General features: G+C 34.2%; 14 protein-coding genes. 1 reads left to right on the top strand and 13 read right to left on the bottom strand.

Going from position 1 to position 12,879, the window contains the following annotated elements:
• Positions 1–62: 62 nt before the first annotated feature.
• From SKC35_RS07115 to SKC35_RS07085, 7 genes are all read right to left on the bottom strand, one after another.
• Positions 63–281, bottom strand: a complete 219-nt coding sequence (locus SKC35_RS07115; protein WP_377978695.1) for a hypothetical protein — start codon at positions 279–281, stop codon at positions 63–65.
• 67 nt (positions 282–348) lie between these two features.
• The gene (locus SKC35_RS07110; RefSeq protein ID WP_377978694.1) at positions 349–738 is read right to left on the bottom strand and encodes a DUF6597 domain-containing transcriptional factor; all 390 of its coding nucleotides are present in this window, start codon (positions 736–738) and stop codon (positions 349–351) included.
• Between the two features lie 28 nt (positions 739–766).
• Positions 767–1,240 (bottom strand): nuclear transport factor 2 family protein, encoded by a 474-nt coding sequence (locus SKC35_RS07105; RefSeq protein WP_377978693.1) that lies wholly within the window; start codon positions 1,238–1,240, stop codon positions 767–769.
• Positions 1,241–1,358: 118 nt separating this feature from the next.
• The gene (locus SKC35_RS07100) at positions 1,359–1,772 is read right to left on the bottom strand and encodes a hypothetical protein (protein WP_377978692.1); all 414 of its coding nucleotides are present in this window, start codon (positions 1,770–1,772) and stop codon (positions 1,359–1,361) included.
• A 96-nt stretch (positions 1,773–1,868) separates the two neighbouring features.
• A complete protein-coding gene (locus tag SKC35_RS07095; protein WP_377978691.1) occupies positions 1,869–2,063 on the bottom strand; it encodes a hypothetical protein in 195 nt (64 codons plus the stop codon).
• 155 nt (positions 2,064–2,218) lie between these two features.
• Positions 2,219–3,613, bottom strand: coding sequence for a sialate O-acetylesterase (locus SKC35_RS07090; protein WP_377978690.1), 1,395 nt, complete (start codon positions 3,611–3,613; stop codon positions 2,219–2,221).
• A gap of 500 nt (positions 3,614–4,113) precedes the next feature.
• On the bottom strand, positions 4,114–4,932 hold the full coding sequence (locus tag SKC35_RS07085; RefSeq protein ID WP_377978689.1) for an alpha/beta fold hydrolase: 819 nt from the start codon (positions 4,930–4,932) through the stop codon (positions 4,114–4,116).
• Between the two features lie 346 nt (positions 4,933–5,278).
• Here SKC35_RS07085 and SKC35_RS07080 point away from each other — a divergent pair, with 346 nt between their 5' ends.
• Positions 5,279–6,124: a hypothetical protein gene (locus tag SKC35_RS07080; protein ID WP_377978687.1), complete on the top strand. Its 846-nt coding sequence runs from the start codon at positions 5,279–5,281 to the stop codon at positions 6,122–6,124.
• Here SKC35_RS07080 and SKC35_RS07075 read toward each other — a convergent pair.
• From SKC35_RS07075 to SKC35_RS07050, 6 genes are all read right to left on the bottom strand, one after another.
• Positions 6,116–7,345 carry a tyrosine-type recombinase/integrase gene (locus tag SKC35_RS07075; RefSeq protein WP_377978686.1) on the bottom strand — a complete coding sequence of 410 codons (1,230 nt, stop codon included), beginning with the start codon at positions 7,343–7,345 and terminating at the stop codon, positions 6,116–6,118. The two genes, SKC35_RS07080 and SKC35_RS07075, sit on opposite strands and share 9 nt — an antisense overlap.
• The gene (locus SKC35_RS07070) at positions 7,332–7,580 is read right to left on the bottom strand and encodes a helix-turn-helix domain-containing protein (RefSeq protein WP_377978942.1); all 249 of its coding nucleotides are present in this window, start codon (positions 7,578–7,580) and stop codon (positions 7,332–7,334) included. The genes SKC35_RS07075 and SKC35_RS07070 overlap by 14 nt, the downstream gene beginning before the upstream one ends.
• A 248-nt stretch (positions 7,581–7,828) precedes the next feature.
• On the bottom strand, positions 7,829–8,206 hold the full coding sequence (locus SKC35_RS07065; RefSeq protein WP_377978685.1) for a hypothetical protein: 378 nt from the start codon (positions 8,204–8,206) through the stop codon (positions 7,829–7,831).
• A gap of 181 nt (positions 8,207–8,387) precedes the next feature.
• Positions 8,388–10,052: a DNA methyltransferase gene (locus SKC35_RS07060; RefSeq protein WP_377978684.1), complete on the bottom strand. Its 1,665-nt coding sequence runs from the start codon at positions 10,050–10,052 to the stop codon at positions 8,388–8,390.
• A 102-nt stretch (positions 10,053–10,154) separates the two neighbouring features.
• Entirely contained in the window at positions 10,155–11,282 is a 1,128-nt protein-coding gene (locus tag SKC35_RS07055; RefSeq protein WP_377978683.1) for a hypothetical protein, read from the bottom strand.
• Between the two features lie 174 nt (positions 11,283–11,456).
• Complete coding sequence (locus SKC35_RS07050) at positions 11,457–12,227, bottom strand: hypothetical protein (protein WP_377978682.1); 771 nt, start codon at positions 12,225–12,227, stop codon at positions 11,457–11,459.
• Between the last annotated feature and the right edge of the window lie 652 nt (positions 12,228–12,879).

The raw sequence follows: 12,879 nt of genomic DNA, 5'->3' as shown, positions 1-12,879 counted from the left end.
TGTAATTAACAACAAACTACGTTAATTTCTCTTGCTGGAATTAGAAAAATAGATTGAAGATTTCAATAAATATCAATCCAAAAACAATAGCGAGGTTTACAATTAAGACCATTTTTTTGCCAAGTAGGCCTATCATTAAATTTTTGATTCGTATCAAAAGGGTCAAACGCTAAAGCAATACCTAAATAAATGAGAGCCTGTCCGATAGATTTTTCCTTCAGATAGAAGATTCCTAAAATATTCAAGGCGATGTAGATGTATTTGTTAAACTGTGTTTTCATGGAGATTTCGTTTAATTTATCCCAAAATTAAGCGCCAGAATTCAATCAAAATTGTACTTTTAAGACACTATTTAATTTCCCAAATAATCTTATCTCCATCCACTTTGCTCGTTGATTTGAAAAAGTCTTTGGGATTATGATTATCCTTAAAAAATCGATTCAAACCAAGTGGTTTGAATATGACAGAAATCTCTCGTAATGTTCCTTTATATTCTAAGAAAACGGGAGCTGTATACTTACCGAGTATTTCAATATGAACGCTATCCGTCCTATTTTCTGAAATTTGAAGAGTCCAATCTTGCCTTTGAACCGAGGCCCCCTTCATAAAAGAAAGGCCCGTGTTAAAATGGGGGAACGCTAGGTAACTAAAAGAGGAATTCGATTTGCCCTCGTAAAAATAGAAGCATTCTACGTACTTTCTCAGAATGGGAGAAGAAGGCTCAATGGTTTTTATCACAAAAAAGAGAGATTTTTTCTACAGTTAATTAATGGTCATAACTAATAACTCTTGAAATTTTCCAGCTGCCATTATCATTCTTCCAAATCATTAAGAATTTGAAAGTACCTATCTCGAGTTTGCCATTTTCAATGTGTTTAAATTGATGTTTACCAACCTCTATTGCCCCATAACCTTCTATGGGATGTACTTCTAAACTCTGTTTAATAAGATTTCTTTTGAGGTCATACTCTCTATTGAAAATTGATTGAAAATTCGAAAACACTTTTTCAAAATCTATCAAACCCCCATTATCTTGATACCACTCAAGGTCTTTAGTAAAATAGGTTTTCATCAAATCCAGATTCTTTGAATTATACGCTGCAAATAATGAACTATCGAGATTTGCTACTTTATTAAAAAGCGCTGCTTGAGTAATGGCAACCTTTCTTTCGTTTTGGTTTTGCGCAAAAGCACTTGTGCAAACTGTGAAAGTCATTAAAAACAGGAATAGATTTTTCATCTGTAAATATACAAAGATGTAACTAGCCTAATCCACTGATTGAAAACAAAAAAGCCGATCATTTCTGATCGGCTTACTCCCTTAAAGGGTGAAATTTACCATTCTTAAACTTTGGCAATTATTTTATCTCCATACCTTTTAAGGAAAAAAATTCAATCCCTAGCCAGATGACGGAAGTCGTCATACTGATTGCTCCTATCAATACTAAAATGGGAGGGAGTCCAAAATACACTTCTGATAAAATTCCTAAAGGCATTAAAAGTCCGCCAAGTGCCAACCAAGATATCGTAACTGATTGGTTTAATCGTTTAGAGAAATGAATTAATAAAAATCCTATGATGACGTTCAATACAGCGAATAAATTACCGTGCACGTGAGCAAGCCGTGATTCAAAATGTTTTCCTAAGCTATACGAATTAACCCATTCTAATTTATTGGGTGCAAAGTCTCTTAAATAGATTAATAAGAAACCATACATCATAAATAAACCCATCGTTAAAAATCCAATAGCAATGTTTTTCTTGCCTTCCATGTTGATTTAGTTTTGTGAATGGGCAAGCTACCATTTAATAAATTTCCAACTTCTGATATCCATCAGGTTTACTCGAATTAAAAATATTGCCCATGGCTAATTTTTGCGCATTGAAAACACCGCTTTGTCCATTTTAGGGGGATTGCCAAAAGGATAATTAAAAGAAACACTGTTTAAATAGGCAAAAACCTTACCTATTTCTTCCTTGCTCATTCCTACGTAATGTGTAGCCTCTTCTTTTTGATCAAAAAGGTTTCCAGAGGTGCTATACGTTCTATCAAATTTTAGCATAATCAAATATACTATGAATTTTTTTAATCCTTCCAACAACCCGAAATACAACAAAAAAGCCGATCATTTCTGATCGGCTTGCTCCCTTACTAGGTGTCATGTTGATGCCAATTTCTTTGTTCAAATCGAACGTATTTTGTCATTCCGGAATGAAATTAGTTATCCCAATTGTCGGTTCTGAATAAATTAACTGGTAAGCCTTCTTTGGTAAATAAATTAGGCATGTCGGTATTATTAAAAGCAAATCGTACAGCTACGGGATTGGTTACCTCATCTGAAGAAACGACCAAGGTGGTTCCGTCAATTTTTCCTTTTGCAGGATAAAATTTCTGATCTTCCCCAGCAATCATTAAATGACTAGGTTCTGCTCCATCTTTCGTAACTAACTTACTTCCTATTTCTCGGAAATAAATTCTGATTTTATTTTTTTCGATTTTTAAACGATCATATTTGGGATAAAAAATAGGGCCAACATCCTGTCCATAATTTTTAACCAACGCTAAATTGGCAAAACGATTTGCTACTTCAATTTTTTGCGTAGGATGGATATTGCTAACATCTGGTACTAAATCAGTCAAAACAACCATTGCCGTATTTTCAAGGGCTAAGTTTTTTGTTTGAGCTTCTCTTAATTTAGCACCAAAATTACTTGGGTATTTATCAAATGGAGCAATTTGTGCAAAGTAAAAAGGAACGTTTTTCTTAAATCCTGCTCTCCAAGAAAGAATTAATTCATTCATTAATTCCGTGTACGTGGAATACTGACTTACATTACTTTCCCCTTGGTACCATAATACTCCTGCAATTTGATAATTCAAAATAGGTGCGATCATGGCATTGTAATTGTCACCTGCACGGCTAGACCACCATTCGTAGGTTTGTAATTTCTTAGCTGCATTGGCCAAAGTTGGATTACTTATAACCTTATCTTGGGGAACCCAAACCTCTGCTGGAGTTCCGCCCCAATTCGAATTAATCAAACCCATCGGTACGCCTAATTTTTCGTTGAGTTTTTTACCAAAAAAATATCCGATAGCAGAAAATGATTTCATCGCTTCAGGATTACAAACTACCCATTTTGCCCGAACATCTTCTTGGGGGAAATCTGCAGTCGCTTTTGGAATATAAAAGAACCGAATACGCTTATTTGTTGCATTGGGCATTTCATCCAACGTTTCTCGCAAATTTTGATCACCACTCCATTCCATATTGCTTTGTCCTGAAAATACCCAAACTTCGCCGATGAGTACATCTGAAATTTGAATGGTATTATTCGTGCCAGAAACGCTGATGCTTTGATTTTCGGAAGCCGCTGGAGTGTTTACGTCTAACATCCAGTGACCATATTTAGCATTGACTTTGTAATGTGTTGTGTCCCAAGAAACTTTTACCTGAACCGTTTCATTGGGATTCGTTGTCCATCCCCATAATTTCACTTTACTTTTTTGTTGCAAAACCATGTGGTCGCCAATGATAGCAGGTAATTGAACATCAGCCTTAGCTGAGAATTGGGCTATAATACACCCAATAAGGAATAAGACTTTTTTCATCTAAAATTTAGTTTAGCGTTATATACTTCATATACAAAATACCCCAATTGGGGGTACACCATCGTGAATCATTTCTCGGTTCGTTTGGATCGAAATTTACATATTATTCGCCAACAAAAAATACCGATTAAAACCAACTATTGGCAAAAACAGAAATTCACAGGCAAAAGCCCTAATGAAATATGTCCAATAAACACGAAACAAGCTGCTGACCTCGAACCACAAAATCCAAAATTAAACCTGCCAAATGATACGATAAAACACATTTCACCTCAACCCAGTGATTTAGGGTTGTAACTCATACGAAAAATGAGGTATTAAAAATGAAAAAGTTGCAACCACAAAAAATGTCTCTTTACAGAAAGATAGGATGGTTTTTAAACAAAAAAAGAGGTCGAAATGACCTCTTTTTGATTTGTGCTCCCCTTATTGACGAAAGATGCAACTATAATACCTTAATTGAGTATGTAACTATCAGGAAATATAAGAGTTAACTAATTCTATTTCCCTAAAAAATCAACAATCATATTAGATATCAGAGTCGGTTTTTCTACAAAAACAAAATGGCTTGTATTAGGTAAAATAGTTAATTGACTACCTGGAATTTTTCTATAAATATGTAAACCATGTTCCAATTTAGTCACATCTCTATCTCCGTATACAATTAAGAATTTGCTTTTGATTTTACTTAAATGGTCATCACTAATCACTTCTTTAGTAATCCACATATGCTTCAATTGCATGTACGATTTTTGCCAATTATTTTTGTTAGGAGATAATTTCAAAAAGTCTTTTAACCAATACTCTTTAAATTCTTCAGATATAGTTTCCGGAGTCCATTTTTTCATTGCATCAATTGCGCCATCAGGATAACCATCTGTATCGCTATTTGAACCACTAACAACTACTTTTTTAACTTTATCCGGTCTATCATATGCCAAAATATAAGCAGAATTTCCACCATCACTCCACCCTAAAACATATACACTATCTAATTTCATTTGGTCAATAAATGACGCGTAATAGTTGGCATAAATTTGATAGCTGATAGAATCAATCTGCTCTGACCTTCCTTGGCCAGGACTATCAATAGCAATAACTCGATAGTTCTTCGATAATGGACCTATAACTTGATTAAAGTTACTAATAGACCCAAATCCCCCGTGCAACAATAAAAGTGGTGTTCCTTTACCATATTCTTCATAATAAACTTTCGCCCCTCTAATGCTTAAATATTTACCATTATTCGAACCATAAGGTATTTGAGCAAAAAGTGATTGGGATAGAAATAATATCCCAAGAAATAGAAGTTTTTTCATTTCAATTGAATTTGTGATATAATTTTTTGAAATATAAGAATAATAAATTCTATTGAAAAAGAAAAAGATGCAACTACCCTAACTCAATGATAGACAACAAAAAAGGCGACATTTCTGTCGCCTTGTGCACTCTAGCTCCCTCTCCTGGGCTCGAACCAGGGACCCCATGATTAACAGATTTTTAAGGGTCTTAATGATATGTTTCCATACAGGGTTTAAACACTGATTTGGTCGAAATTAAAAACTAATTAGTTTGATTTGTCCGACTTTGTCCATACTTGTTCGACATTCTTGGCGTAATTCTTGGCAGAAATTCTGTATTTTAGTTATCATCTAAAATAAAAATATGGAAATCAAACAAAATCCATTTTCAATCTACGATTTCTTAGGTTATCTAATACCTGGCACTATACTTATATATGGGCTAATTTTTGTTTCCTCAAATTATGATGTTAAAACATTCTACGATGAAATATCTTGTTACGAAAGTTTAACAGCTTCAGTACCTTTTATTATTCTTTCATACATAACTGGGCACTTAATAAGTTTTATTTCTTCGTATACAATTGAAAAATATGCCATTTGGAATTATGGTTATCCATCAAAATTTCTCTTTGGATGCAAGCCCCCAAAGTACTTTTTAGCGAATCAAACAAAAACAATAAAGTTTATTAGAATCTTATTAGCCTTAGCATTATTTCCAATTACCTTGATAGACTATATATTAGGTAAACACTTTGGATTCAACTATTGGAATAATCGAACATTGGATGATTTTTCTATTTCATTTATTAAAGCAAAAAGTGAACAAGCATATAACAAATTATCTAAAAATTCTACCATGAAGAAAATGACAATCAATCCGGATGATGTCGATTTCTTTACCATTATGCATCACTACACTTTTGAGCGAACCAAATCTCATAATCCAAAATTTCAAAATTATGTTGCTCTATATGGATTTCTACGATGCGTTTCCTTTTTATTTGTTGTCTTTTTTTGGGTAAACTTATATACATTCACATTACAAGGCTTTTCAATTGAAAGCATAAGTTGGAAGAAAACTAGTGTTATGATTATTTTACCATATTTATTCTTTTTATCCTTTTTAAAATTTTATAAAAGATATTCACTCGAAACATTAATGGCAATGACAACACTTGATGTTGAATATGGGAAAACATCAGAATAAACAACTATTAATCTCCTTTGACTGCTCCACCGTTAACTGACCAACATAATGTTGCGTCACCACTGTTGTAGCATGACCCAAGTGTTCAGCAATATGGTTTATTGAACGCCCATTCCGGTTCAAAGTAGTAGCAAAGGAATCACGAGCAATATCAAGTACAAGGTTAAGAGATAGGTCCAATTTCCGAGTTATGTACCTCAGCTCTTTGTTAATTTCACCACACAGCTTATGAGACTTGTTTGATAAAGTTGTGTCAGTATATCCATCCTTCATCTTCCCGATAATAAATAGACTATCCTTCACCCCAATTTTATCTAACACCTCCTGTAACTTGTCTGTAATTGGAGCAACGATTGGTTTAATATTACTTCGTCTGGTCGTTTTTGTTTTCGTCCTGTAAAACCTAAAACTACCTCCTTGAATGTGGTCCCATCTCATTGCTAATAGGTCCACAAAATTGATTCCGTTACATCGATACAAGAACAACCAAATATCTCTTGCCCACTCCTGTTCTTTGGTTTCAAAATCTGTCAATTCGGCAATTGCTTGGATTTCCTCCGCTCTTAATACCACCTTCGAAGGGAAATAGGTTCTGATACCATAACCACCTGCTCCAAATGGATATTCATAATCCTGAGGAATAAACTTGGTGATGTTTCTGTGATAATTGATAACCGTACGAATATCTGTCATATAACCTGAAATGGTTGCTGGTGAACCGCCACGTTTTGATACCTCATATTCAAAATCATGTAGAAAGTTAACGGTAATGTCCTTATAGGTTAACCCCGGCTTGAACTTTTCCAACTGATTTCTTGCGGTCTTCATTCTGTTCTTCGACGCTGGCTTTAACCTCTTGTTCTCTCTGAAATATTCCGCCATTTCGAAATAGGTCATTTCAGTTGGTGTCACCTTAACGACCGGTTCAACTACCTCCTCCTTAAAAAACGCATCTCGAAATTGTTGTCTATCAAATGGTCTTAGTCTTTCGAATACCTTCTCCGCCTTCTCTAAAAACTCATCACATCGTTGGCGATATTCTTTACTTTTTTCATCCAACGACCGCTTGACAAAAACATGGTTATACTGTTGTTCCGTCAGCTTATCAACGTTTAGGTACAAGACTTCCCCTTGGTGTTGAACGATGACTGATAGGTTAAATCTTCCATGCTTGTCAGGTCTATTCCCTCTCTTGTCTAATCGAATATTAATTGTTGCCATAACGTACTTTTCTATTTAATGTTGGTAATGGGGGTAAGTCTAAATTTGTTCTTGCTCCTGTTTTAATCCATTGGTCTAATTCATCTCTGTCGAATCGAGGTGAACGACCAATCTTTGAAAATGGTATCTTTCCATTCTTCATCCATTCCCCCAATGTGGAACGGGATATATTAAGATAATCACATGTCATCTTAACGGTTAGGTATTTGGTGTATATGTAAATGAAGTCTCTCATGGTAGTATGTTGCATAATTTTTCCATTCTCTTAAAGGATATAATTTTACGCTCAATGTCATTATTTGTCAAAATATCATTGTAAATAACCGAGCGGACAATAATGTTTTTAAGACCCAAAATTCCAGCTGTATCATCTCGACCGAAAATAACCAGTAACCAATTGAGCGGTCCTTCTCTAAAATTCATAATTAATTTCTTTATAAAGGAAGAAGCGCTAGGCTAAGCCCTTTTTAGTCAATAATCAAATTAGAATGAGCTATTTTCGGGAAACCATAATAGTTCGTTCTCGGGATCATTTAGCCATCTAATTAACTTATTGACTGGCAAATGGAATCCGTAAATTTCACCTCCATTTTTACGCATATTATATGGAAGATTCATGTTTTCTCGTAACTCAATAAATTCCTTCAAAGTTGAAAAGAAGTATATTTCACCTGGTTTATGACTTTCAAACTTCATTATATTAATACTTCTAGTACTGCCACTAAATTGCTTTCGAATCTCATAGGTTATTAATGACGAGTTTTTATCCCTCGTCTTTTTAAATTCTAACACTTTGTTTGACTGTAAAAAGGTATCTAATTTGTTTCCTTGTTCTGTATTTAAGCCTGATAACTTTTTCATTTTTTTTTGAATGGTTGACCCTCTATCACCAAAAGGTTATGATTTGAAATTGGGATCTGACATGACAAACCCATTAGTTTTATTTATTGATACACAAGTCCCCCTACCCATCGTTTTGATGAGGATTTCAATGTTCCAATTTAATTTTAGGGATATCTAAATCACGGTGACGCTGTGATGATTATGCGACTAATTCGTATACTTTTTGTGATTCTATTTGATGTATTGCATCCGAATTGTATTCTTTTAGACTTTCAGCCAATACTCTTTTTGAAGTATCCACATTGTTGGGATATAATTCAACTCCGCAGTAGCGATATCCCAACATCAATGCTGTGGAACCTGTGCTTGCTATACCATTGAAGGGATCAAAGACCAATGGGGTATAATCCTGCGTAGGTTTAGGACAAAATGTCGAAAGGAATATTGCAGGTAACATTTGTGAGAATGTTGCTGGGTGCCATTCTTCCCCCTCCACATGTTTAATTCGGGAAGTGTTCGTTTGAACGGTAACTATGTCATGTAATTCATTCTCGCTCATAATTGTTCGTAGTTGCTTGTAGAAGTTAGGAACGTAGTAATTAACACCCTCCCAACCATAGTCTTTACAACCTTTTAACACTGAATAATCAATATTATCTTTCTTAATTTTGAATCTATTGAAGTAAAAGTCCTTGGATTTAGCAAAGTGAAGAACTACTTCATAGCTTGGTTGAAAACGGTGGTTTTGATTCGATATAGGTTTATTAGAATCCTTCTTCCAAATAATTCTATCCACATAGAACATCCCTCGGCTAACCATTTCCAAAACAACATGTTCGATTACTGCCAGACACTGACCTTTATCATATGTCTCTCCTAAGTTTATGAACATATTGCCCGTGTCTTTAAGGCGTCTGTACGGTTTCATCAAGGAATCTACTAGTCGTTTTGCATATAGCTTTGGAGTAGCTTCCCATCCCATTTCATTGGGATCATCACCGTACCGTCTTAGTTTGTAATAAATTGGGCTGGAAAATATTACATCGAGTTGCATATCCTCTGGAAGTTCGATTTCCTCAATACTGCCTTGAATTATTTCATAATTTTCGGTTTTAATTGGATAAACATCGATTTCGGTATAACCCTCTTTTCTCTTATAGTTAAAAGTGTCTATTAGTGATTCAACTTTATCCTTTTTAAAATGACCAGCTAGAAATTTTGATAAGATATTTGACTCTTCCTCTTTTTTGTAGCTATAATCTTCTCTAGCTAAGGTTTCAATTACATAGAATGCCTGTGAGATAAGAATTTCACCTGAAAACACTCGCTCCACAATATTTAACGGGTCTCCATTTTTCTTTGTCCATAAGATGATATTTACCATCATGATTACATTGCTTCGAGACCACCCTTTTCCTAGCGATGTACTAAGAAAATCATATCGTTTATTGCGATCACGTAAAGGATTCTCATCTCCATTTTCTAATCTCATAATAGAGATAAACTCCTTCATTTTTTCTTTTGCTGTTTTTTCCTTTTTGATTTGAGAATGAACAATTAAGTCGCAAAGCGAAAAATCTTCTGCAGTCGTATCGATGTTTAGAACGATAGCATTGATTTCATTTTTTCCTGAACGAAGTAGAGCGGTAAGACGTAAGACACCGTTGATAACATAGAATTGTTGGTCAATTTCAACAACTGTAATCGGTTCAATTTGAGAGAACTCTTCGATACTTGATTGTAATGTATCGACTTCTAAACTACGATTTGTATAGTCGTACAAATTTTTCATCTCCTGTGGGATGACAACTTGAGAAATATTCAGCCTTCTAACTGAATCTAATAATTGTGCTTTGCTTTCCATTTCTTTGGGGTTTAGCGTGAAATAATACCCAAAGGTTGAACTTATTTGAAAGCACTTTTTAGAAAAACTAGCGCCTTATTTTTAAAAATGACAATTTTATTTTTATTCAATTAACTCCATCAATCCCTTTTCTATTTCAATCTTTACACGTGAATTATCAGGCATGATACTATAGAAATGCTTTGTGTTATTGTGATCTTTTGTTGAAAATGACCCAATTTTAAATAATTCTGCTAGTTCATTACCAGCCACTTCTTCAATAGATGTTTTTATAGCACTACGCTTATCCTTTATATATTTTTTCATTTGGTCTAATTCCCTGATTGTGGTTTGATTACCATTTTCATCAACGGAATAGCCCATGAATGTTTGAACAGCTTTGTCCGACCCCGTCTTTTTTAATGCAAAATAAATATTTCGAAACTGGTCAATATGAGATCTCAGATATCGGACAGAAATCTCCTTTCCCCTATGTAAAATGGTGAAAATATAAAAGGTAAGATGAATGTAGTCTAACTCGACAATTTTATCTCCTAATACAACTTTCCCATTTTCAGTGATTGTCATTTGAGGAATATCCATTTCTTGAATGACGGATTTAAAATCCAACAACTCATCCCTAAATTCATTTAAAAACCGACTAATCTGATCAATAATTTCGATTGAGGTCCCATTTTCTACAGCTACATTCAAACACGATTTGCAAATGTGACCTGCTCTTAACTTAAACTCAATCTCATATTCATTTTTACAAAAGTCATTGATGCACCCTTTTGATCTATCATGGTAATAATCATATCGTTCAAATTTATATCCAGATAATGACTGGAAAATATTTTCAATTATTTGATGAGCAATCGCTATGTGCTCTTTTCCCGGAGTATGTTCTTCCCATCCATAAGTTCGAACGAAAACATTTTTATTGTTGAAGTAACTAAACCAATTCTTTCCGAAAAATGCTAAATCAAGTTTATGAGAAGTTAGTATGACATAAAAATCACCGCTATCATAATTAGATTCTTTTCTTACTTTTTCAGCAGCTTTGTTTAAAGAATCGAAGGTAATTGCTACATCCTTTTCAGCAAGTTTAACATATGGTTCTAGGTCCTTAGATCTTAAAAGTTCAATTTGACTAGGATTTATAGGCCCCTTCGTTTTTCCTAGCAGTTGAACTACTTTTTTGATTAGCAAATTACTTACTTCTGGTGTTCCAGTTATATAAACGTTCATCGTGCATTTTTTCTAAAATTTAGCTAAACAATTATAGAAGTGCAATAATTTTGAAATTTCATACAATCAAAGCCAGTTGATTTTACCCATTGTTTGGAGCTGTGAATGAAAGTCCTAAAGGTTAGAGCTTGAGCGGCCGTTACACTCTCGTTTTCCGTTGATGAGTTATATATTCTAACTCTTTTGCTGGAGAAATCTATTCAAGTTTTGCTGAACAAATGCTAAGTCCATTCGGACTTCGAAGAAGTTTGAGGATTCATAAATTTGATATAGTTCCTTGTTACTTTTCAAAATATGGCAGTTTTCAAAAAAGCTAGAACCAAAATAAAGCTCTAGACCAGCACAACAATCTTGAAACTTTCTAATAAATGGATTTGAAATTGTTACTGGGTCTGTATTAAGCAATGCATTTATTTTAAAACAATCATCTTTGTTCTGGCAATCATTAATCTCAACTGAAATATTGTCTGTTGCCCCAGTATATTGTAGTTCTCTTTGTAGTAGTATATCTGTATTAGTTATTGTATTAGTTGTGTCGGGGATCCGACACGTGGTGTCATCATTCTCGACACCTACCTGTAATGAATCTCGACACGAGGTGTCAGATTTTCCGACACCTCCATCTTCTTCTATAGGTTCATAGGTGTCATCAATTCCGACAGGTGTTTTAATCAGCTCCCAAAAATTGGCTGAAGGCTTTGTCTTCTTACCAACTCCCGGTCTTACTTCAATGTGAATAAGTCCTTTGGACTCCAACTTCTTAACTATGCCGTTAGTAGTCTGTCTTTTCTTATTTATGATTTCAGCAAAATGGTTATCACTTGCTATGCAACCTCTCGGTCTTTTATCAAGAGAAACAATTTCTGCAAGGATGATTTTTTCATCACTTGTTAACTTAGGGTTTAAAAGGATACTATAAGGGATGTTCAAATATCGTTCTGACATTATAAATAAAAATCCCCCATTGCTAGTTGGTAACAGACAACTAAAACAATGAGGGGGGTAATCAATTTCTTATGTACTTGAATTGAATCTGTTACTCTTCAACTATGTACTTTACTAAAATATACTGGAAATAACCGATAAAGGGAAGGCTCTAATGCTAAGGAATTGCTAAGAAATCATTCCTCACTTCGTGTAATTTAAACGACGTTTTTGTCGTGATCGACGTATGTGGAATGTTACATAAATGATAAAATCCAAATTCCAGATATTGATATGGGAATCCCCAATTTATACTCTTTTGATATACCATATTTGCCGTAAATTGAGGCTGTGGGAATTGACCCATTCGTGAAACTCAAACCAAATTTTATGGAAACTGAAAATTATAAACCTAAAGTACCATTGAAGACTCTGTCAACTCTATCAAAACAAGAATTCCAATTATTCATAACGTCCCAGGACCCCAGCGCAGTTGAATGGAGGAAATTACATAAAGAAGAATTTAAATTAAGATTACGAGCTAGTGATTTATTAAATGATTTCTTTCGCCGTAATACAAAATCTTAATTTTAGGGTGTACTTTTTATTGCGCTTTCATTTTTTATAAAATGATGCTCTCAAATGCAGCATAATCGGTATTTTCTCTGGAAAT

Origin of the sequence: Aquirufa originis (assembly GCF_042714495.1) — a bacterium.
Lineage (GTDB): Bacteria > Bacteroidota > Bacteroidia > Cytophagales > Spirosomataceae > Aquirufa > Aquirufa originis.
The sequence above is the reverse complement of the archived record's forward strand: the minus strand, read 5'-3'. Positions and strand labels throughout refer to the sequence as shown.